Origin of the sequence: Endozoicomonas sp. 4G, from assembly GCF_023822025.1 — a bacterium.
Lineage (GTDB): Bacteria > Pseudomonadota > Gammaproteobacteria > Pseudomonadales > Endozoicomonadaceae > Endozoicomonas_A.
Genome location: NZ_CP082909.1, coordinates 305,300 through 327,685, shown reverse-complemented (window position 1 = coordinate 327,685; position 22,386 = coordinate 305,300). Strand labels below are relative to the sequence as shown.

Genomic DNA, 22,386 nt, shown 5'->3' with positions numbered 1-22,386 from the left:
TGAACAACTAATAGAACAATAATTTGTACAAAATTAGGACTATTTATGATTCCCATCAGCGCCCGTTTACAGACTATCGATCAAACAACTGATCCACTTCTTCCTGAATCGTCTTGATTTGATCCACTGTATGTAACGCCGCGGCGCCCTGCCCGGCCTTCAGGTAGTCGTATATCTGCATTTCGTAGTGATACAAGACTTTGCCGACGTAGTCATCTTTGCTCTCGGGAGCTTTGGGGGCATTTAATTGAGCGGCAGGTTTACCATAGTGTCTGACAAAGTAACTTTCTGTCGCCCTGGCAAGGTTTCTCAGTTCTGCCCTTGCAATCACAGCGTTGGTGATATTGTCTGACTTCAAGCCTTTATTAACCGCATTAACATAATGCTGTCGTACTTCTTTTGAAAAAGCATCTTGTGCCGCTGGCAACGCTTTTGGAAGCACAGCGGCAGAGCTGGCAACAGGAACAGAGACGGCAACGGGAGCAATGGGAGCAACAGGGGCGATGGGCATTGCTGCCATCTCTAAACTTTTAATACTGATGGCCAGGTGCCCTTCATTGCCATGAATCGCTACAGGGTCGGGAATCGGCGGCGCTACAACACCATAGGCTCTAGCGTATTCTTTAGCCTCGTTGGTCAGGGTTGTTGTCTCTTTTCTTAACTGATCTGTCGTATAAATCAGCATACAAACCGCCTGTGCACTGGCGCGTCGGTCATTATCAATAATAAATTGAGCTTCAACACCTTCAGGATGAGTAAACCCGGACTTTTCATATTTAACCTGACTTTCAGGTACGTGGGCGATGATGTTGTTCGACTGATCCAGAAGAGCAACGGCTGGATAGAAGAGTTGTTCTTTGTCGCCCTCCTTGATCACATAACTGTGCAGTGTCACTTTATGAACGCCTGTTGGAGGCAGGCTGAAAGCCAGAACCGGGGTCTCTCCAGAGGGTTGTTTCAGCCTTGAAGTAAACTCATTAACGACAACGCGAGCCTGTTTTTTATCAGCAGGATATCTTAATGGCTGACACTTGATATCTTTGACTGAGTGGTAAACCTTACCTTCTGAATCTGGCTGCTCTAAGGCTTCCTGAGTGTTGAAAGAGGAGCAACCCGTCAGGGTGATGACAGGGGCAAGACACAGGGACAAAAACTGTTTTTTCAGTTTTAATGCCTTCACCATTCGGCCTCTCTCAGTGCCAAGTGTTTTGATACCTCTCAGTAAACTCATAACTTGTATACCCGAATTCACGATCAATAAAAAATTGCAGCATTTTTTCACTTGCAGTAACAGTACTGCCGCAAAGGCTCTGGGAGCCTGTCTGCAAACATAGTCGTATTTGGGTCAAACAGGATAAAAAACTGTCTTTGCTGTTCTTTTTTTCTTCCTTTACTTTGCTGATTACAAGTCTCTGGTCTAGGTTTTGTACGGGTATACCGAAAATATAATTTTCAAAGCCATTTCGTTTAGTTACCCAAGTTGTAAAACCGCCAGAGTTACTCCGCCAACAGTAAGCTCTGGGCAATTGTCGTACACCACACAAGGTAAATAGCAATGATTCGGATACAGAGTACTCTGTCTGCTCTGAGTCGCAGTCTCGGAGTCATTTCCCTCGCTTCTCTCCCTGCACTTTCTTTCGCCATTGAAAATACCAGCATTGATTTCCATGGCTATGCCCGCTCAGGTATAGGTCGCTCACTGAAAGGAGGAGACCAGGCCTGTTTTAAAGCCGCTGGGGCACCCGCCAAATATCGTCTGGGTAATGAGTGTGAAACCTATATGGAGCTCAAGCTGGGCGCAGAGCTGTCGGATGATAACAACACCTCTTTCAGGCTGGATACCAATATCGCCTACAAGGTTCAGCAGGACAATGACTGGGAAGACCCTACACTTGACGGTGGATTTGCCCTGAGAGAAGTCAACTTACAGGCTCGGAATATCTTTGAAGCACTGCCCGGCTCCATGCTCTGGGTCGGCAAACGCTATTATCAGAGACATGAAGTTCATATCAATGACTGGATTTACTGGGATGTTTCTGGCCCCGGAGCAGGCCTTCAGGATATTGACTTGGGCTTTGCCAAGTTTGATATTGCCTGGCTGAGAAGTACCCCTACCGTTACTTACAATACAACTGGCTCCGAGGGACCAGATTCAGTCAAGATTGAAACCGACATCATCGATCTCAGGCTGAAAGATTTGAGACTCATGGATAATCTCAGCCTTGAACTAGGCGTTGACTACGGTAAGGGCAACCCACCTGACAAGGCTGCATACAAAAAGCTTTTTGATAAAGATGGATGGATGCTCACCGGTGAGCTGACCTGGGCGATTCTGGGTGGCTTTAACAAGTTTGTACTGCAATACGCTACTGATGCCATGACCGGTCCGGGGGTTGGCTCAACCGGCCGCTCTCTGAATACCATGGAGTGGTATAAGGGTGAAAAACTTTTCCGGGTACTGGATCATGGTTCATTCTCCCTGACTGACCGGCTGGACATTATGTATGTTGCCGCGTGGACTCAGGTTGAGTATGACAATGAAGCCCGGATAGTAGACCCCCTGTTACCCGACAAGAGAACCTGGATGACCGCCGGTGTCAGGCCCATCTGGAAGTGGACCGAGATCACCAGTACCGCCGTTGAGCTGGGTTGGGACAAAGTAGAAAATGCTCGTTATTCATCTGACATAATTGGCCTGAAGTCTTTTGATAGCCAGTTGGTGAAATTCACCATCGCACAACAATTCCATCCTAAATTTGGTGCTTTGGTCAGACCGGTGATCAGGGTGTTTGCCACTTACGCTGAATGGAAAGCGGTGGACAGTCCTCTATGCAAAGCATCGGAAGACGCTGAAAAAGAATGCAGCGCAGATGGTCTTGACTACTTCGATACCGGAACGTCAAAGACTCAGATCATGAGAACCTTCGGCACAGACTCCAGCGGCTGGACCTACGGCGTGCAGTTTGAAGCCTGGTGGTGATGGTTAATCCATACCTTAAATGACTCGTTCCCATGCTTTTAGGCTCTATAGGTCCAAGCGTGGGAACGAGATGAACTTATACCTGCAAAGGCTTTCCGATATTCATAGAAACTCCCAGAGCTTTGCACACAGCCAGAAGGGTTTTTAGATTTGGATTACCTTCTTCGCTTAACGAACGATAGAGGCTCTCACGGGATAAACCTGTTTCTTTTGCAAGTTTACTCATTCCTCTAGCTCTAGCAATAACGCCCAGTGAGTCTGCAATAAAGCCAGCATGACCTGTCGCTACAGCCTCGTCTATGTAATGCTGAATAGCTTCATCGCTATCAAGGAACTCAGCAGGGTCAAAGTCTGTTATTTTACCGTCCATTATTAGCTCTCCAATCTTTGTATAGCGCCTTGGCTAGATCTATTTGCTTCTGCTGATCTTTCTTTTGACTTCCACAAAATACAATAATTAGCTCACTGCCTTGACGCACAAAATAGACACGGTAGCCTTTGCCTGTATCAACCCTCAACTCGCTTAAGCCACCTCCAACAGGCTTCACGTCCCCAAATAACCCGAACTCCAAGCGCTTCACTCTGGATAATATGGATGATTTGGCCTTCTGATCTTTCAGAGCTTTAAGCCATTTTCTGAAAACATCATGTTGTTTGACTGTAATCATGCCTCTATTGTAGCTTAAATACTACAAAGTCATAGGTTTTGAGTTTAGGGGGTGAGTACGAAAAAACAGCCACACCCTGCTTTATCCCTCTTGGCTCTGTACCCTCTCTTTTACAACCAACCCCTGATCATTTTTTAACCACTTTTTCCCAGTTTGTTATTTCCCTGAAGTTTGAGCAACCACCCAAAGGTTAATCCCAGACTTATCCACAGGCTCTGGGGATACTTTTCAAAAACCGCTTTAAAAGACAGTCGTCTTCAATAATGCCCGGAACAGTTCAGGTAAGCCGCAGCTCCTGTTAACCCCGGATGTTCAGACAGGATCAGCGATGTCGGTATGCCTGACATGTATTCTTTCATTTTGTCTCTGTTCTCAAAGGCTTTTCGGAATGTCCCCTTGGCAAACAGCGTTTTCACTCTTGGGATAATGCCACCGGCAATATAGACACCGCCCCTTGCGCCCAGAATCAGTGCCGCATTGCCTGCAGTGTTACCCAGGATCTCGAAAAAGTGGTCCAGAACCTGACAGGCAAGAGAGTTCTGTTCTGCCAGAGCCTGTTGGGTAATATCTGCCGCCTGTAGTTTATCCATGCGACCATCCAGGCTGGAGTGGGCTTCATAGAGTAATTCCAGACCAGAGCCAGAGAGTATCCTCTCGACCCCCAGCAGGCCCCCAACTTCTTTTCGTATGAATCTCCAGACACTGATATCCCTTTCAGAACAAGGGGCAAAGTCGGCATTGCCGCCTTCTCCGGGCAGAGCCTGCCAACCCAGGGGTGTTTCGATCAATCCACACACTCCCAGACCGGTTCCCGGGCCGATCACCAGTTTGACGGCATCGGGATCCATTTCCAACTCAGGCCCAATCACCATACGTTCGTTTGGAGGAAGGTGAGGGACGGCCAAAGCCTGTGCAGCAAAATCATTAATCAGCGCCATTACTGCCAATTCAAAGTCCTGTTTGAACTGTTGCCGATCAATTTTCCAGTGGCTGTTAGTAAAACTGACTTTGCCATCCACAACCGGACCGGCAACGGCAAGACAAGCTCTGGTTATGGTTTCAACTCCCTGGTTTTTCAGGTAAAGCCGAACGGCATCTTCAAGGTCCGAATAATCAATACTCGACATCGTCTGAATACCTTCCAGCACCAGGCTGTCAGGATTCACCAGGGCAAAACGGGCATTGGTACCACCAATATCCCCTACCAGAGATCGCAATGCTTTAGTCATTAGAAACACCCAAGGCCAACAGGCTTCATGACAAGTGAGGGTGTCAGTATTATAATCCCGCGCCCGGATTCATGATCTGTAAATAACGGAAAAGCACTCGGATTTTTTTATGACAGTTGCTTCAGAACACTCAACCACCAGCTATGATGCCCGCTTTGGAGGAAGCCGTCGGCTCTATGGCAGTGCTGCTGTAGACAGGCTGAAACAGTCCCATGTCTGCGTCATAGGTATTGGTGGAGTGGGTTCCTGGGCAGCCGAGGCGCTGGCTAGAACCGGTGTCGGAACCCTGACTCTGATCGATCTGGATGATGTCTGCGTCACCAACATCAATCGTCAGCTCCATGCCACCAGCGAAACGATAGGTCAGTCCAAGTGTGAGGTGATGGCCAGCCGCATTCAGTCCATTAATCCGGACTGCCAGTGCCACGTCATTGAGAATTTTATAACCACCGACAATCTGTCTGAGCTGATCCATCAGGACTTTGATTATGTACTGGATGCCATAGACAGTTTCAGAGTCAAAGCCGCCCTGATCCATCACTGCAAAAGAAACAAGATTCCGATTATCACCACCGGGGGGGCCGGCGGTCAGGTTGATCCGACCCAGATCCAGATTACCGATCTCAGCAAAACCTGGCACGACCCTTTGGCAAAAAAAGTCAAAAACCATTTAAGAGACTTTCACGGCTTTTCTAAAAACAGCAAGCGGAAGTTTGGTATTGATTGTGTCTTTTCTTCAGAACAGGCGGTTTATCCCCAACCCGATGGTACGGTATGCCAGCAGAAGCCTTCTGAGCTGGGGTCGACAAAAATGGATTGCGCCAGTGGGTTTGGCGCTACGACGGTGGTGACGGCTACGTTTGGCTTTGTGGCCGTCTCGCGGATTATTAAAAAAATCACCGATAAGAAAATCTAGTTGAGCATCTCCTGTCTTATGTCGTCTACCATTTCTTCCGGGAGTTCGTTATCAATGGCTTTGTCCAATGCTTTGTTCATTTCCTGTGACTCTTCATCGCTGAAGTTTTGAGTGTCTTTTTCAACGGGTTCAAACATGTCTTCAAGCCGCTCTTCCATCTCTTTTGTCAAGAGCAGGATTTCGATTCTGCGATTGGAGCTGTCTTCAGGGTTTTCAGGGTTGCGCAATACCCGGTCAGCCATACCCAATACCATCATAATCCGGGACTCTTCTAACCCTCCGAAAACCAGTGTTCTTCTGGCTATCTGGGCCCGGTCCGATGATAGCTCCCAGTTTGAATAGGCACGCCTCTGAAAGCCTGAGCTGTCGGTATGCCCACTGATCATGAGCCGGAAAGAAAGTTTGTTGACAATAGGGGCCAGTTCGAGCAGTAAATCCTGATAAAAGGGTTTCAGCCTCGCACTCCCCTTCTCAAACATATTCCTCTTGTTATTGTCCAGAATGACAATGCGCATCCCTTCGGGTGTTTCCTCCAGCTGAATGTAATCTTCATATCTTCCAGCTGACTTACTGCCACCGATCAATTTTTGTAATTCATCGGACAGCTTGTCGAAAATCAGCGTGTTATTCAGTGTTTTGGTGTTTTCTTTAGTCACCACTTCAGTCTCTTCCCTGCCACGCTGGCCAGGCCCCGGTTTGGGAATGTCCACCAGAGTATTCATTCCTCCCCCAAAATCAATGGGCCTGGAACTGCTTTTAGGACGGAATGAGCCCGGATCGTCAAAATAGGAGGCAATGGCTGACTTTTGTTCCTTGTCTGTAGCACTCATAATCCACAGCAGAAGAAACAAAGCCATCATGGCTATGGCAAAATCAGCAAAGGCTACTTTCCAGGAACCGCCATGATGCCCGTCACCATGACCGCCATGCTTCTTTTTGATGACAATAACATGGCCTTTACTCATTATTGGCCATCCAACAATTCTTCCAGTTCACTGAAACTGGGACGTTTATCTGAAAAAAGCATTTTCCTGCCAGAGTCCACTGAAACAATGGGAGGAAACCCGGACTTGTTAGTGCCCAGTCCTACTTTGATACATTCAAATGCCCTGATCTCCTGGTTGATTGAGTGGCCAATGGCGGTTGCACAAGGTCCCACCAAGCCATAGGCCATAAAGATGCCAAGAAAGGTGCCTGTCAGAGCCGCAGCAATCAGTCTACCCAGTTGATCCATGGGGCCGTCTATCGCACCCATGGTAATAACGATACCCAATACCGCCGCCAGGATACCAAAGCCCGGCAATGCGTCAGAAATCAGCTGCAGCGCATCCGCCGGACGCATCATTTCTGATTCCATGGATTCAATTTCTTCTTCAATAATGGTTTCGTATTCGTGGGGTTCAATGCCATCCACCAATGACAGCCTGAGGTTTTCAGCAATGAAGTTATAAATATGAGGGGTCTTCATAATCGCCGGGTATTTTGCAAAAACATCACTGTTTTCAGGATTCTCTATGTGCTCCTCAAGTGCCTTACTCCCCCCCTTTTTTTTCGCCATATTGAATAACACATACAAAAGAGAGAGCAGCTCGTCAAAATACTCACGATTAAAGCCTGAATTATTAACGGTATAAACCAAATGTCGTCCAGCGGCTTTGACAACATTAGTTGGGTTAGCAATGAGGAACGCCCCCAATGCGCCACCACCAATCATCACTATTTCTGCTGGCTGCCAGATAGCTGCCATTTCACCGCCTGCCGCCACAAAACCACCAAAGATGCAGCCAAGCTGGATCAGTAGCCCCAAAATTTTCATAACATTATTCCCTGTTCCATTCTTCCAGCAGCGAACGCAGTCGTAACACTGCCTGACGGTGTAACTGGCAAATACGGGCCTCCGTCAGTTCCAAAGCTTCTCCAATTTCTTTCATATTCAGTTCATGGACATAATAGAGATTCATCAGATGTTGCTCCCGTTCCGGCAGCTCCTGTAACGCTTTTGCCAGTGCCTTGCTGCGCTCCCTCCCCATAGCAACCACTTCTATAGAGTCATCATCATTGATCTCTATGATTTTGCTGTCGGCCTCACCCTGCATCAGCCCATCCAGGCTCAGCAGGCTGTCGGAATTACTGCCCTGCAACATGCGGTGGTATCGCTCAAGGCTGACGCCAAGTGCTTCGGCAATTTCTGACTCGGCCGGAGCACGCCCCAGTTGGGTATTAAGCTTCTGGATTGCATTCCTGATCTTTTGCCCGTGTTCCCGGTCGGTTCTGCTGCGCCAGTCCCACTGCCGTAACTCATCAATCACTGCACCCCGAATCCGGGTTTTGGCAAACTGTTCAAAGGGGACTTTGCGACCCGGATCATAACGACTGGCAGCATCCAGAAGCCCCATCATCCCTGCCTGCAAAAGATCATCCCGGGAGATATTACTGCCCAGGCTGCTGGCCAGGTGCAGCACAATCTTCTTAACCAGGGACAAGTGTTGTTTAACCAGAACATCCCGCTGATTTCCTGCCTGCTGGCGATAAGCGTTAAGTCCTTTTTGCTGCATGTCTGCCACTAAGCTGCTACTGGATCACAAGGTCCGTAATCAGACTGTCTTCCACCCTCGCTGCCACATTCTCTTTGGTCAACAGTGCATTTACTCTTGCCAGCGTTTCAGAACGGATCGTCTCGGTGACTCCTCCGGCTTTAGCCTCCTCAAAAGAGAGAGAGCCCAGATAGTTGATCATTTCATTACGAATAAGAGGACGATAAGCTTCCAGTGTTGCGATCATGGCTTCATCCCTTACCATCCATGACAGTTTTATCTGCATATACCGGGGTCGGCCTTCGCTTTTGAGAGTAATAATAAATGGCTCAAGTACCATAAAACTGGGTGGCGCCAATGTTGACACGGGTTGTTGCGGTTGCTCTTGCTGTTGCGGTTGCTGCTGGTCCTTAGGGGCCATCATGGTCATTGCCACAAAGCCGCCACCACCTGCCAGCAATAACACCAGAAGAATAATGATGATAATCAGTAACTTGCTGTTGCCTGAACTTTTGTTTTCAGAGGCGCTGCTGTCCTTTTCATCTGCCATAGTCAGGCACTCCTTTTCCGATTATCTGTTAAACGAAATGATCCAATAATCTGCCGCCATGAACCCTGAATTGTTCCTGGGCACTCTGATAACCATTTGATTCAAGACAACCATCGGCGGTGGGCAGGTATTCTGAAGATTGTTCCGACGTATCAGACTCTTTCTGGCTACCTACATCCACTGACATTTGCCCCAGGGTCAGTGATTCACTATTAAGCGCTTCCCGCAGGCGATCGCCATGAAGCAGAAGCAAATCCCTGGCGGCCGGTGTTGCTGTTATTGCCTGAAGGCTGACAGCATCTCTATCAACGCTAACCGTCAGCGTGACCCGGCCTAATTCCGGTGGGTCTAAACGAAACTCCATTTTCTGGTCACCCTGCTTGATCATTTGAACCACTGTCTGGCCAAAGGATCGCTGGGCTATTTCTGGTTGCAGGAAAGGCTGTTTAACCGAAGATGACTGGGTGACTGATGGTTGCTCAGTCATCTGAATGGAAGCAGCATGTTGAGAGGTTTGCGGCGCCTGATGAACAACCATCTGTACTGACTCAGTTTGCGGCATCAATGCGGGCATTGTTGTTGTAGACATGGATGTTGCGGACATGGTTGTTGCGGACATGGTTTTTAGAGTCACTTCCCCTTCCATTTCAACACTGGGCAGAGGCAGGGGAGCTGGAATGTCTTTTATTCCATTGTGATGTTTTATTTCCGGTACTTTGGCTTCTGCTAATATCTGATCCGGTTTTATCGTGACTTCCGACCTGAGTTTTTCGGTGAGATGATTCAGCTGATTAACATCGGTTAATGGTCTTTGAGTCTGGGTAGCTCCCTGGGCAACAACCGGAATCAAAGAGACCTGTGATTCTGGTGATCGAACCGATAAATCGATAGTTGCCGCCTTTTCAATCTGTGACACATTTACATCAGGCCGTTCAGTCCTCCCTGCTGTTGGCGTACTTTTTATCGCCACGGCTGCCTGTTCAGATTTTGTCTCTCTTATTAGTGCTGGTAAGTCGGTAACAGGAAAATGCTTTATCAGCCCGGAAGCGTCAGGGCTTATCGCCAGTAAATCGGGTGTTGCCTGCCAATCAGCAGGTGTCAACTCTGCGGGTGTCAACTCTGTAGATGCCAGCCCCAAAGCAACAAACTCTGCCGGTGCAGATTCTGTCAGGGCAAACTGCTGAAGAATGTTTTCAAAGGCAAAATCTGAGGAAGTGTTAAGGGCCTGGGCTGATGCCATAACCCGGGGTTGAGCACCATCAACCGATGGCACCGGTCTCAATAGTGATAACAACGAAAAAGCGGGTAGCGCCTGGTTTTCCATTCAAGCCTCTCTACTACTGGATCGTTGCAGTCGCAACTTGAGGTGCAGAAATATGAGCCCAGGCTTCCTGTATTTCTTTTAATAATCCCATCACTTCACTGATTGCGGTCACATCATTATCTTTATTGGCCTCAGTCAAACGCCTCATACAATAGAGGTATAACGATTGAAGATTACTGGCCAGGTCACCACCTTTTTCAAAATCCAGAGATTGTTCCAGTACCATTAGAATTTCGACGGAAAGGGAGAGGCGATCAGACTTATTGGTCAGGTCTTTTCGCTCAATGTAATGACTTGCTTTAGCCAGGTTGTCCATCAGCTTGGTAAACATCACACCCACCAGCTGGACAGAATCAGAGACTTCAACACCCGCTTTTTCCTGTTTTTGATAAGCACCCAGGCCTTTTTTCTTCATAAATCTCTCCGTGATCAGGAATTATTGTTTTGCAGGCTGTTGGTGAGCCACTCACTGGTGCCACTGAATGATGCCAGAATTGTTTCCATCATCAGGAACTGCCTCTGATGATAGCTACGGATTCGTTCCAGCCTCAGCTCCAGTCCAGCACGATCGTCTTCAATATCACTCAGGCCTTCTTCAATCCGATCTTCACGAGTTTCAAGTGTTCCGTCACTGCCAAGATGCGTTGCAAGAACCTCTTCAAGCCGACTCATTAAACCATCTTCACCCGCCAGCACCTGCGCTACTTCATCAAAGTTGTTAGCCAAAGCCTCATCCAAAGTTTCGGTATCCAGAGTTAACGAACCGTCTTCGGTGGTTTTCAACCCCAGTTGTCCAATGGTTCTGAATGGGTCGCCATCTTCACCAAATAAAGAGCTGAGTACACTTCTTAATTGGTTCGCAATAGTCCGGGTCTGGGCATCACCATTAAGAGGTCCCGCAGTTGCCCCGTTGTAATCGGTCAGCGTGTCAAGGGTGGACTGGAGCTCATTCCAGGCATCCACAAAACCCTGCATGGACTCTTTAACATTGTCTTTATCCAATGAAACATTCACGGTGACCGGGTCTGAGCTGACGGCTTTTAAATCAAGCGTGACGCCATCAATAAGATTTTCCAATTGGTTATCTGAGGAAGTGACCGTGATTGCAGCAGCGCCTGAACCAAACCTGACGATGGCATCAGCGGCCACCTGCAAGTCAGTCAATGATCCCAGGGCTGCTGATCCGCCGGAAAGGCCACTAAAGTCTGCCGTTATGGCGTTTGCTGCTCCGGATTCCTCACTATTAAGCATCAGGCGTTGCTGACCGTTTTCATTAATAATCGTGGCCTGCACTCCGGAGTTATCGGTAGCGCTGTTTATGGCATCACGTAAATCCGCCAGGCTCTCTTTGCCTGGTTCAACCACCACAGAAAAAGATTGACCGTTAACCGATAAACTGACCGTTCCGGCACCGATAGTGGCATCTGAAGCAACAGCATTGGATACCGCCTGATGATGAGTGGCCAGCTGATCCACATAAAACTGATAATTCCCTGCCACAGCACTGCTGGAAACCGTTGCACTCAAGACTGACTCATGACTGCTGCTACCTTCTCTGGGGCTGAGTTTGCTGACACTGTTCAGGCTTGTTAACTGGGTATTAAGTTCATCCAGGGCAGACTGTAGCTGACCAACAGCAGACAGTTCTACGTTATAAGCCTGCTCTCTGCGGGCATAACGGCTTTCTGCCGGAGCACGCTCGGCTTCCACCAAAGCGTCCACCATGGCGGTCACATCGAGCCCTGAGTAGATGCCATTCAAACTGAACATAATCAGCCTCTGATTAATTGTTGCTTTTATTCAGTCGGCACCGCTTTGGGAAACATGACTGAATAACAGGCAGCTCCATAAAAAATGGGAGCTGGTTGGCTCCCACAAAGACCATCAGCATTCAAGCTGACTAAACTGCTCTGAAGCGATTAACGCAACAGGGACAGAATGTTCTGGGGTATAGCATTAGCCTGAGCCAACACCGCAGTACCCGCCTGTTGCATAACCTGATACTTACTCAGTTTCGCTGTTTCTGCCGCAAAATCAGTATCCATGATACGGCTTCTGGAGGCCGTCAGATTCTCATGGATATTGGCAAGGTTATTGACGGTCGTGGTCAGTCGGTTTTGAGCCGCACCCAGGCTGGCCCGGACCGCATCATAAGCGGCAATATCTACATCCAGTGCAGCCACTGCCGTTTTCGCTGTAGCGGCATCGGTAAAGGTGGCAGCGGTCATCGCAACCGCAGCAAAGTTAAGCGTTACGTTATTGGAGGTAGCATCGGTGTAGTCAACCGCAACTTCTATGGCACCGGCACCAATGACTGTTTTACCGTTAAACTCAGTGGTTGCACTAATCCGGGTAATCTCAGCCAGCTGAGCATCGTATTCAGCTTTCAGAGCATTAACATCAGCCGTCTCATAGGTGCCACTGGAGGCCTGCAAAGCCAGATCCCTCATACGCAACATAGAGTTAGTAATCTCACTCATTGCGCCTTCAGCAGTCTGAGCCATTGAGATACCATCATTAGCGTTACGGATAGCAACACTAAGCCCACCAATTTGTGCTGACATTTTATTCGCAATTTGCAAACCGGCAGCATCGTCCTTGGCACTGTTGATACGCATACCCGAAGACAAACGCTGCATTGCAGTTTGAAGTCCCACCTCAGTCCTGGCCAAATTGCGCTGAGCATTCTGGGAAAAAATATTAGTATTTACGGTCATTGCCATTTTCTTAACTCCTGTACAAGGCTTTGACTCTATTCAGCCGACACCGCTTTGCGAAACACGACTGAATAACAAAACAGCTTCATAAATAATGGGAGCAGGCTGGCTCCCACAAAAACCATCCGCATTGAAGCTGAACAAATATTACAAACTTTCCTGAGACGATTAACGCAACAGTGACAGAATGTTCTGAGGTATAGCGTTAGCCTGAGCCAACACCGCAGTACCCGCCTGTTGCATAACCTGATACTTACTCAGATTCGCTGTTTCGGCAGCAAAATCAGTATCCATGATGCGGCTTCTGGAGGCCGTCAGGTTTTCACGGATATTGGCAAGGTTATTGACAGTCGTGGTCAGTCGGTTTTGCGCCGCACCCAAGCTGGCCCGGACCGCATCATAGGAGGCAATATCTGCATCCAGTGCACCTACTGCTGCCTTAGCGGTAGTGGCATCGGTAAAGGTAACAGCCGTCAGCGCAACCGCCGTAAAGTTAAGCGTTACGTTATTGCTGGTAGCATCGGTGTAATCAACGGCAATTTCGACGGCACCTGCGCCAAGAACGGTTGTCCCGTTAAACTCAGTGGTGGCGGCAATACGGCCAATCTCAGCGAGTTGAGCATCGTATTCAGCTTGCAGAGCGCTTATATCAGCCGCCTCATAGGTGCCACTGGAGGCCTGAAGTGCCAGGTCCCTCATACGCAGCAAAGAGTTGGTGATCTCACTCATGGCACCTTCAGCAGTCTGGGCCATGGAGATGCCATCGTTGGCATTACGGATAGCGACACCAAGTCCACCAATTTGTGCCTGCATTTTATTCGCAATCTGCAAACCGGCAGCATCATCCTTAGCGCTGTTAATACGCATACCCGAAGACAAACGCTGCATTGCCGTTTGAAGGCCTACCTCAGTCCTGGCCAAATTGCGCTGAGCATTCTGGGAGAAGATGTTAGTATTTACGGTCATTGCCATTTTCTTGATTCCTATTCAAGGTTTTAATCGCTTGATGACTTCAACGTACTGCCTGTTGATAAATACCACTCGGAAGAGCTTGTGAATTTATTAAATAGAGTTGTCATTTTTTTAAGTCGTTTTTAAAGTAAAAAAATGTTCTTATATATCTACAAAGCATTTATTTAAAAACCTGTTCAGGGGAAACCCCATGACACCGGAAGTTGTGGCAGACCTTTTTCGTGATGCGCTGACTCTTATTGTTCTGATGGTATCGGTGATTGTCATGCCCGGACTGCTGGTTGGCCTGGTGGTCAGTACCCTTCAGGCGGCAACTCAAATCAATGAACAAACCCTCAGTTTCCTCCCCCGTTTGCTGGCAACACTGGTCACCATTGGCCTGACGGGGCCCTGGTTGATTCAGGAGTTTATGGATCTGTTTCGCCGACTTTATGACTTTATTCCCGAGATGCTGGCCTGATGCCGATGGTGACTTTCTCCGAGGTGGTGGGCTGGATTGGTCAGTACCTCTGGCCGTTTTTCCGTATCGGAGCCCTGTTTCTGGCCATGCCCATTATGAATAGTCAGGTGGTGGCACCGAGAATTCGGGTAATTCTGGCGATGGCCATCACCATTATTGTTGCTCCCATGTTGCCTGCAGTTCCGGCAGTAGAGCCACTCTCAAGTACCGGTCTGTTGATCACAGTACAACAGCTGGCTATTGGTCTTGTAATGGCCATGGTACTGCAAATCTATTTCGCTATTTTCACCTCCGCCGGTCAGATGCTCTCTTTACAGATGGGACTGGGTATGGCGGTGATGTTTGATCCGATGAACGGCGCCCAGATTCCGGTAATCAGCCAGGTATTCCAACTATTGAGTTTTCTGATGTTTCTGGCGGTGGATGGACACCTGGTGGTCATTTCTATTGTTGTAGAAAGTTTTAATACCCTTCCCATTGCGCCCTTTCATATCAGCCAGCTGGCTATTGGCCAACTGCCGGCCCTGGGCGGTTGGATGTTTGCCAGTGCACTGCTAATGGTGCTACCCGCCATTGTGGCTTTATTAATTGTCATGTTTACCTTTGGTGTGATGAACCGCTCGGCTCCGCAGTTCAACATTTTCAGCCTGGGCTTTCCCCTGACCATGCTGGCGGGCATTTTTATCCTGATGCTGATCAGTTCCACCCTGAACGGTGTCTTCATACGATTTACCCAGACTGTTCTGGACCTTCTACGATCCCTGGTTCTTTAGGTATTTTAAGATGGCAGAACAACCCGATTCCGGCGAACGCTCAGAAGAACCCTCAGAACGAAAGCTTCAGAAGAGCCGTGACGAAGGCCAGGTTCCCCGATCCCGGGAGCTGGTCACTTTTGCTCTGCTGGCTTCAACGCTCGGTGCTTTATGGGTCAGTGGCGGATTAATTCGTGACCGGCTGGTACAGGTGATGCACAAAAGCTTCAGCTTTGAAAAAGACGCACTGCGTCAGGAAAGCTGGCTGACAGAGCACCTGGCCATCAGTATGACTCAGGGGTTCTCCGGTTTGATGCCTTTTGCGCTGTTTGTCATTCTGGCTTCAATCGCCGCTTCAGCGGCTTTGGGAGGCTGGATATTCTCAAACAAACAGTTACAACCCAAGGCTGAGCGCATCAGCTTTTTCAAAGGCATTAAACGTATGTTTTCTGCCAACTCCATGATTGAGTTGCTCAAGTCCATCGCCAAAATCTTGCTACTGTCTTTTTCGCTCTGGCTCATTCACCAATGGTTCTTTCGGGAGATGCTCTGGTTGAACCGGCTACCAATCATTCAGGCAATATCAGAGGGGCTCCATCATGCGGCCATGGCCTTCGCCATTCTGGTGACCGCCCTGCTGTTGATCTGTTTTATTGATGTGCCTTTTCAAAGATGGAACCACATAAAAAAACTGCGCATGACACACAAGGAAATGCGTGATGAAATGAAAGAAGCTGAAGGTCAGCCAGAGCTTCGTTCAAAACTGCGGGAAAAGCAACAGGAAATTGCCGGGCGCAGAATGATGCAGGCCGTTCCTTCAGCGGATGTCATCATCACCAATCCAACACACTTTGCAGTGGCCCTGAAGTACGATCTGGATAAAGCCAGGGCTCCCTATGTTGTCGCAAAAGGTGTTGACCGGGTAGCCTTGCGTATCTGTGCAGTAGCGAGGGAATATAATAAGCCAGTGGTACAGTCACCAACGCTAACCCGGGTGATTTATTATACGACACAGTTGAATCAGGAAATTGCCGACGACCTGTTTTTAGCAGTGGCCCAGGTTTTGGCCTACGTCCATCACCTGAATGACTTTCAGGCCGGACGCAAAAGCAAGGCACCCGATTTACCAACTCCGGAAGTTCCCCGCGCCTTCCGGGAAAAATGGGATAAAAAGGCACAATGATCAAGGAAGCTCAACGTCTGCTACACATGATGTCGCCCAAAAGCGGCAACCTGAATATCGGGATTCCACTGATCGTTCTGATGACTCTTGGCATGGTGACACTGCCAATGCCGCCTTTTATGCTGGATGTATTTTTTACCTTCAACATTGCCCTGTCGCTGCTCATTTTATTAGTCAGTATCTACACGCTTCGGCCTCTCGAGTTTGCCGTGTTTCCAACCATCCTGCTGGTTTCCACTCTGTTGCGTCTCGCTCTGAACGTGGCATCGACCAGAGTAGTGCTGCTCAATGGACACACCGGTAATGGCGCTGCCGGAAAGGTGATCCAATCCTTTGGTGAGGTGGTGATTGGCAACAGTTACGTTGTTGGTCTGGTGGTGTTCTTTATTTTGGTAATCATCAACTTTGTCGTGGTGACGAAAGGCGCTGGTCGTATTTCTGAAGTGACCGCCCGCTTTACTCTGGATGCTTTGCCAGGCAAGCAGATGTCCATCGACGCAGACTTGAATGCGGGTGTTATTAATCAGCAGGAAGCTCATGACCGCCGGGAAAGTGTACGTCGGGAGGCAGACTTCTATGGCTCAATGGATGGTGCCAGCAAGTTTGTCCGGGGCGATGCCGTGGCTGGCCTGCTGATTCTTGCCATTAATATTATTGGTGGCATGCTGATAGGCACCCTGGGTCAGGGGCTGTCCGCTGGAGATGCCTTTGCTGTTTACTCTCTGCTGACGATCGGTGACGGTCTGGTTGCCCAGATTCCATCGCTGCTGCTTTCTACCTCTGCGGCGATTATGGTAACCCGTGTTTCTGAATCGGCGGATGTCGGCCACCAGGTTTCCGAGCAGATGTTTTCTTCTCCGAAAGCGTTGGGCCTGACTGCCATGATTTTAGTGGTGATAGGCATTGTTCCCGGTATGCCCCATGTCCCCTTTATCAGTCTCGGCTTAATGGTGGCGTTTCTGGCCTGGTGGACCAGCAAACGGCAAAAGGATGAGCCTGAAAGCGGCCCTTCTCAAGCCAGCGCAGAAGACCAACATGAAACGCCCTACTCCTGGGGAGATATTCCACCGGTGGACACCCTGGGACTTGAGCTGGGTTATAAACTCATTCCTCTGGCGGATGAAAAACAGGGCGCACAATTGCTCACTCAACTGAAAGGCATTCGCAAAACCCAATCCCGGGAGCTGGGCTTCCTGATACCCAGCGTGCATGTAAAAGACAACCTGAACCTGAAACCAGACAGTTACAACATATTGCTTAAGGGTGTCATTGTCGCCGAAGGCCAGATTGAACCCATGCGTTTATTAGCCATCAATCCCGGTGAAGTGTTTGGCGAGATCAATGGCATTGAAACTTCAGAGCCTGCCTACGGACTGAAAGCACTCTGGATTGAAACCACAGAGCGGGAACATGCGGTCGGACTTGGCTACACGGTGGTTGATGCTGCCACAGTGATCGCTACCCACCTTAATAAAGTTATTGATGAACACGCCAGTGAGCTGCTTGGCCATGATGAAGTGATGCAACTGCTGGATAAGCTGACTCACTATTCCCCCAAACTGGCAGAAGACCTTATTCCCAAAAAGCTCTCTATGAGCGTGTTTTCCCGAATACTCAGAGATTTGCTGATTGAAGATGTGTCCGTCAGCGATATTCAAACCATTGCCAGCACCCTGCTGGAATCGTCTGAACGGATTACAGAAACTCACTTGCTGACCTCTGAAGTTCGTATTGCCCTGCGTCGCAGCATTATTCAGAACCTGGTGGGCAACACCCCTGAAATCCCGGTGGTCACCATGAGCTCAGAACTGGAGCAGGTCATTATGCAAAGTTACCAGCAGGCTCGTCAGAGCAATGACTTCTCCCCCGACACACTGCCACTTGAACCCCGGATTGCGGAGCAACTGCAGACGCAAATGCCAGAAGTTTCTGCCAACCTTGCAGCGGAAGGAAAAGTGCCTGTTATGCTGGTCAATGCATCACTGCGCCCGGCTATGGCCAGATACGCTCGTTTATGTACTGAGGGTATGTATGTGTTGTCGTTTAATGAAATCCCTGAAAATAAAGACGTCATTGTGGTTGGTAAAATTGGCTGATTGTCTTTATCAGCTAATAACGGTATGTTTTTAATAACAAGAATTATCTGGTGATAAGCCAGTTATATGGAATTTCCCATGGAACGGAAATCTTTATCAGACAATAACGAATCCAGCCTATCAGCTGAATCGAAGGGTGGCCGGATTCACCCGCCTTCGAAATTCGAGGATCTGACCACTTATGATCTGACAAACCCGGATTATAAGATTCATGACCTTTTGCCAACACTGGAACTGATCTACCGACGCTTTACTCAGTTATTTCGCCACAGTCTCAGCGCTGTTTTTCGTCGTCCGGTGGACATTAATTTTGAGTCTGTAGACTCATTGCAAATCGGTGATTATCTGCATCAGGAAAATATACCTGACCTGCAGTACATCTATCGCTCTACGACACTGAAATGTGCTGGCTTCATGGCCGTAGAGACACCCCTTTTATATTCTCTCGTAGACATTTTTTTCAATGGTACCGGCGAGTTTAACAGACAACATGAAGAAGAACTGACCAACGCCGAGATTCGCATTATGGAACGCCTGCTGCAATCTGCAGCGGATGATCAGACCGAAGCCTGGAGCAGTATCCTGTCCTTCAAGATACGCCTTGCTGAAAATCACAACCGCCCCATATCTACTATTTTTCGCTCAGATACTGAGATTATCCTGTTGAGTCGCTTCACCATTTCACTTGGCTCAACAGAAAGCCCATTTCATATCATCATGCCTTATCAGGCCCTGGAACCCGTCAGAGAAAAGTTGCAGGCCTTTAAACTCACAGAACAGGACCCCGCCTGGCAACGCAACATGCTGGCCGGGGTTATGCAGGCCCCTTTAGAAGTCTCTGCCCGTTTATGTGAATTGAAGTTGAGTCTTCGCGATGTCTTGAGATTAAAAGCCGGACAGATCATTCAGGCAGATATCCCCAGCAGTGTCACTGTCAAATTCGCTGGCATTCCAGCCTACCGTGCTGACGTTTGCACTGTAAATAATATGCTGGCCATGAAAATTCTTAAGTCTCTGTATACACCTCAGAAAGAATAGACAGAGGTCAAAAAGCCCGAGGAAAAACCTCTATGAGCAATGAAGAAAATGAAAATGAGCAGGAAATAACTTCGCCACAACCTGCTGGTGACGGTGTCAGTCTTCAGGACAGTCTGGAGTCAGAAACCAACCACAGGGGGATAGAAGACACAAACAACCTGCCGCAGTCAGTCAGTGACCTGGGTATGATTCTTGATATTCCTGTAACACTGTCTCTGGAACTGGGCAGCACCGAAATAAACATTGGTGAGCTAATGCACCTGAATAAAGGCTCAATTGTTGAGCTGGAGAAAGAAGCCTCCGAGCCTTTGGAAGTCAAAGTCAATGGCACCCTGGTCGCCTATGCCGAAGTGGTGGTGATCAATGATAAGTACGGCATTCGCCTGCTGGATGTCATCAGCGAATCTGAACGTCTGAAAAAACTGGCCTGACCGCAGCTATGAGGTTGCTGATCTATGCCGGCCTGCCTCTGCTCCTGATTTCCCCGCTCAGCTGGGGGCAGGAGGGGTTGCCATTATTGACGGTCACCAGTGACGGTGATTCACAGGAATACAGCGCCAGTCTTCAGATTTTGATTCTGATGACAGCCCTGAGTTTTATTCCTGCCGCGCTGTTGATGATGACGTCTTTTACCCGGATTATTATTGTTCTGGCTATTCTGCGTCAGGCGCTGGGCTTACAGCAAACACCACCCACTCAGGTGTTACTGGGGATGGCACTGGCACTGACCCTGATTGTGATGCAACCCTTGTTTGGGGTGGTTTATACCGAGGCGGTTGAACCTTATCTGGATGAACAGTTGACCCTGATGGAGGCTATAAAACAGGCGGGCATTCCGGTCAAAGAGTTTATGCTGCGCCAGACCAGGGATACGGACCTGGAATTGTTTTATCAAATTGCCGATATAACACCACCGCTAAATGTTGCGGAAACCCCTTTTTCCATCGCCATTCCCGCTTTTGTGACCAGTGAATTGAAAACCGCCTTTCAAATTGGCTTTGTTATCTACATTCCCTTTCTGGTGATTGATCTGGTGGTTGCCAGTGTGCTAATGGCCATGGGTATGATTATGTTGTCGCCCCAGATGATTTCGCTGCCTTTCAAGTTGATGCTGTTTGTTCTGGTAGACGGCTGGGCCATGATTATGGGCACCCTGGCATCAAGCTTCTTTTAGCAGCTCATCTTCTATCATCCGGGCTTTATCACGAATAAACCGAACCTGGGCATAGAGTTTAAGAATTTCCCTGTGAGACTGTTCTGCCTGCTGCTGTTCAAAGGCAGACCACTCGGGAATAGGAAGTTGCTTTAAATCATTTCCGTGAATAAACGGCACCTGACTTTCGGTACAAATACTATCGACTAACGCCTTGCCAGTTTGCGAGCGCAGGAACCGGAACAACACAATGGAGCTGTTGAGATAGGTATTTTGCTTCAGTCGTAAAATAACAAAGGACTGATTGGCCACCCAGTTTAAGCCACAGACATCCGGTACAATGGCAATTCGTCCCGCCTGCCCCTTAATAACCAGCAGGACATCGCCTGGTTGCAGTAATTGTTGTTTTGCGCGCTTCAGCCCTTTTTCATCAACATGAATTTCTTTTGCAGGCTGCTCAATCTCTCCAGCCTCATTGATATCATTGGCTGTGACTTCCAGAAACACCTGTTTTTCCAGATGAATATCGCGTAGGGCCTGGGCTCTTATAATATCAACCAGTGTCTCTAAATAACTGGCCGCCACCGGCTTACCCAGTAAATCAATGCGTCGAATATCAGCGCAATAATGTCCGGGGTCGAGAATAACGCTCCCCTGAATCAGCGCCTTTTTATCCAGTTTTTTAGAAAAACGAGGGCTTGCGCTATCCTCGTTCATTTGTTCAAGAATGACATCCACATTATTCAGCTGGATTTTGGCCGTCCCCTTCTTCCGCACAGGAGTGGCTTTGAAGTAATCGCTACTGGCGTCTATCAAATACACATTATCAGTAACCTGTCGTTTTGCTACCAGCACGTAAAGAGGCGTAGCCCGTCCGGGTAGCAGTCCTTTAGGCAGTTTAATAATAGCGTGCAGCCTGTTTTGTTTTAATAACCAACGACGAAAGGCAATATGCTGCTCGGTATTTTTCTGTAAAAACCGCCCTGGCACAGCAATAACCACCTGCCCGGAACAACGCCAGAACATATGCCGGATAAACAACATTTCTTCACTGCGAACCTGGGTATCCAGCCGTTGGAAAATATCCCTGACTTCGTTGACTTTATAACGGTGGTCGGCTGTCAGAAGACCCACCCCATGATCAAACTTTTGCAGCTGGCCCGATGTAAAAAAAGCAGGCTCAAGCACCGGATGCCCCTGGGCAATATGAATATCCGGATTAATCAGCACACTTAAAGCATCCAGAGTGCTGATAGCAGGCTGCTCGGAATACACCTGACCGGCAAGTGCCAGATCCGCCCCCAGCATAAAGCTATTGGCATTAGGCAGGTAGCAACTGCCACCTGAGCCGGACAATGCCTCCAGCAATTCACCCATGGCTTCGGGCAATGCCGAGGAGAGGGGTTTGGAGCGACGTTGCAAGGCCAAAGGAATCTCATTGTATTTCAGTAGATTGTGCCGTTTTGCAGTCATCACTGAGTGGCAGGCCCGGGTAATTTCATCGCTTGGGATCTGCCCAAGTAATTCATCGCCCTGTTGCCAGGCTGTTTGCCAGAGAGACTGGTCAACATTGGCAAATGCCCCCGCTACTTTTTTCTGCCCGATTGTTCTGAACAGCGGCTCAAGTTCCGCATGATTGTCTGGCAGTTCCTGCTCTGGCAAAAACTCCAGTTCAGACAATCTTGCCCAGGCAAAGAGCTGCCCCAGCAGAACCAGGTAAGCCTGATACCAGTTTTTACTCTGTAGCGTGCCCGGAATAAGGGCATGAACGATGTCGCGGCTCATAAAATCATTCTCTGACAGGGTTAATTTAA

At 48.6% G+C, this 22,386-nt stretch carries 23 protein-coding genes; 9 read left to right on the top strand and 14 right to left on the bottom strand.

Going from position 1 to position 22,386, the window contains the following annotated elements:
* Positions 1-73: 73 nt before the first annotated feature.
* The gene (locus K7B67_RS01685; protein WP_252178637.1) at positions 74-1,231 is read right to left on the bottom strand and encodes a MalM family protein; all 1,158 of its coding nucleotides are present in this window, start codon (positions 1,229-1,231) and stop codon (positions 74-76) included.
* Between the two features lie 324 nt (positions 1,232-1,555).
* Here K7B67_RS01685 and lamB point away from each other — a divergent pair, with 324 nt between their 5' ends.
* On the top strand, positions 1,556-2,980 hold the full coding sequence (lamB, locus tag K7B67_RS01680; RefSeq protein WP_252178636.1) for a maltoporin LamB: 1,425 nt from the start codon (positions 1,556-1,558) through the stop codon (positions 2,978-2,980).
* A 76-nt stretch (positions 2,981-3,056) separates the two neighbouring features.
* On the opposite strand, the gene K7B67_RS01675 is transcribed toward lamB, so the two are convergent.
* The 3 genes from K7B67_RS01675 to glk all read right to left on the bottom strand — a co-directional run bounded on the left by K7B67_RS01675 (position 3,057) and on the right by glk (position 4,877).
* Positions 3,057-3,350, bottom strand: a complete 294-nt coding sequence (locus K7B67_RS01675; protein WP_252178635.1) for an addiction module antidote protein — start codon at positions 3,348-3,350, stop codon at positions 3,057-3,059.
* Entirely contained in the window at positions 3,340-3,648 is a 309-nt protein-coding gene (locus K7B67_RS01670; protein WP_252178634.1) for a type II toxin-antitoxin system RelE/ParE family toxin, read from the bottom strand. Before K7B67_RS01670 ends, K7B67_RS01675 begins: the two co-directional genes overlap by 11 nt.
* A gap of 257 nt (positions 3,649-3,905) precedes the next feature.
* Positions 3,906-4,877 carry a glucokinase gene (gene glk, locus K7B67_RS01665; RefSeq protein ID WP_252178633.1) on the bottom strand — a complete coding sequence of 324 codons (972 nt, stop codon included), beginning with the start codon at positions 4,875-4,877 and terminating at the stop codon, positions 3,906-3,908.
* Between the two features lie 109 nt (positions 4,878-4,986).
* Here glk and tcdA point away from each other — a divergent pair, with 109 nt between their 5' ends.
* Entirely contained in the window at positions 4,987-5,793 is an 807-nt protein-coding gene (gene tcdA / locus K7B67_RS01660; RefSeq protein WP_252178632.1) for a tRNA cyclic N6-threonylcarbamoyladenosine(37) synthase TcdA, read from the top strand.
* Here tcdA and K7B67_RS01655 read toward each other — a convergent pair.
* From K7B67_RS01655 to K7B67_RS01615, 9 genes are all read right to left on the bottom strand, one after another.
* Positions 5,790-6,758 (bottom strand): flagellar motor protein MotB, encoded by a 969-nt coding sequence (locus K7B67_RS01655; protein ID WP_252178631.1) that lies wholly within the window; start codon positions 6,756-6,758, stop codon positions 5,790-5,792. The genes tcdA and K7B67_RS01655 overlap by 4 nt on opposite strands.
* Positions 6,758-7,609, bottom strand: a complete 852-nt coding sequence (motA, locus tag K7B67_RS01650) for a flagellar motor stator protein MotA (protein WP_252178630.1) — start codon at positions 7,607-7,609, stop codon at positions 6,758-6,760. Before motA ends, K7B67_RS01655 begins: the two co-directional genes overlap by 1 nt.
* 4 nt (positions 7,610-7,613) lie before the next feature.
* On the bottom strand, positions 7,614-8,348 hold the full coding sequence (locus K7B67_RS01645; RefSeq protein WP_252178629.1) for a FliA/WhiG family RNA polymerase sigma factor: 735 nt from the start codon (positions 8,346-8,348) through the stop codon (positions 7,614-7,616).
* 16 nt (positions 8,349-8,364) lie between these two features.
* A complete protein-coding gene (locus tag K7B67_RS01640) occupies positions 8,365-8,877 on the bottom strand; it encodes a flagellar basal body-associated FliL family protein (protein ID WP_252178628.1) in 513 nt (170 codons plus the stop codon).
* A gap of 28 nt (positions 8,878-8,905) precedes the next feature.
* Positions 8,906-10,201 carry a flagellar hook-length control protein FliK gene (locus K7B67_RS01635; protein ID WP_252178627.1) on the bottom strand — a complete coding sequence of 432 codons (1,296 nt, stop codon included), beginning with the start codon at positions 10,199-10,201 and terminating at the stop codon, positions 8,906-8,908.
* Positions 10,202-10,214: 13 nt separating this feature from the next.
* Positions 10,215-10,616, bottom strand: a complete 402-nt coding sequence (gene fliS, locus K7B67_RS01630) for a flagellar export chaperone FliS (RefSeq protein WP_252178626.1) — start codon at positions 10,614-10,616, stop codon at positions 10,215-10,217.
* Positions 10,617-10,630: 14 nt separating this feature from the next.
* Positions 10,631-11,971, bottom strand: a complete 1,341-nt coding sequence (gene fliD, locus K7B67_RS01625; protein ID WP_252178625.1) for a flagellar filament capping protein FliD — start codon at positions 11,969-11,971, stop codon at positions 10,631-10,633.
* A 149-nt stretch (positions 11,972-12,120) separates the two neighbouring features.
* The gene (locus K7B67_RS01620) at positions 12,121-12,924 is read right to left on the bottom strand and encodes a flagellin (RefSeq protein ID WP_252178624.1); all 804 of its coding nucleotides are present in this window, start codon (positions 12,922-12,924) and stop codon (positions 12,121-12,123) included.
* A 162-nt stretch (positions 12,925-13,086) separates the two neighbouring features.
* Positions 13,087-13,890: a flagellin gene (locus K7B67_RS01615; protein ID WP_252178623.1), complete on the bottom strand. Its 804-nt coding sequence runs from the start codon at positions 13,888-13,890 to the stop codon at positions 13,087-13,089.
* A 190-nt stretch (positions 13,891-14,080) separates the two neighbouring features.
* On the opposite strand from K7B67_RS01615, the gene fliQ reads away from it, so the two are divergent.
* From fliQ to fliP, 7 genes are all read left to right on the top strand, one after another.
* The gene (fliQ, locus tag K7B67_RS01610; RefSeq protein WP_252178622.1) at positions 14,081-14,350 is read left to right on the top strand and encodes a flagellar biosynthesis protein FliQ; all 270 of its coding nucleotides are present in this window, start codon (positions 14,081-14,083) and stop codon (positions 14,348-14,350) included.
* A complete protein-coding gene (fliR, locus tag K7B67_RS01605; protein WP_252178621.1) occupies positions 14,350-15,123 on the top strand; it encodes a flagellar biosynthetic protein FliR in 774 nt (257 codons plus the stop codon). Before fliQ ends, fliR begins: the two co-directional genes overlap by 1 nt.
* A gap of 10 nt (positions 15,124-15,133) precedes the next feature.
* Positions 15,134-16,285, top strand: a complete 1,152-nt coding sequence (gene flhB / locus K7B67_RS01600; protein WP_252178620.1) for a flagellar biosynthesis protein FlhB — start codon at positions 15,134-15,136, stop codon at positions 16,283-16,285.
* Positions 16,282-18,381 (top strand): flagellar biosynthesis protein FlhA, encoded by a 2,100-nt coding sequence (gene flhA, locus K7B67_RS01595; RefSeq protein WP_276576717.1) that lies wholly within the window; start codon positions 16,282-16,284, stop codon positions 18,379-18,381. Before flhB ends, flhA begins: the two co-directional genes overlap by 4 nt.
* Positions 18,382-18,459: 78 nt before the next feature.
* A complete protein-coding gene (locus tag K7B67_RS01590; RefSeq protein WP_252178619.1) occupies positions 18,460-19,419 on the top strand; it encodes a FliM/FliN family flagellar motor switch protein in 960 nt (319 codons plus the stop codon).
* A gap of 32 nt (positions 19,420-19,451) precedes the next feature.
* A complete protein-coding gene (gene fliN, locus K7B67_RS01585) occupies positions 19,452-19,850 on the top strand; it encodes a flagellar motor switch protein FliN (protein ID WP_252178618.1) in 399 nt (132 codons plus the stop codon).
* Positions 19,851-19,858: 8 nt separating this feature from the next.
* A complete protein-coding gene (fliP, locus tag K7B67_RS01580) occupies positions 19,859-20,593 on the top strand; it encodes a flagellar type III secretion system pore protein FliP (protein WP_252178617.1) in 735 nt (244 codons plus the stop codon).
* Here the strand turns inward: fliP and K7B67_RS01575 are convergent.
* Complete coding sequence (locus K7B67_RS01575) at positions 20,579-22,357, bottom strand: type I restriction-modification system subunit M/S (protein ID WP_252178616.1); 1,779 nt, start codon at positions 22,355-22,357, stop codon at positions 20,579-20,581. The two genes, fliP and K7B67_RS01575, sit on opposite strands and share 15 nt — an antisense overlap.
* Positions 22,358-22,386: the final 29 nt, after the last annotated feature.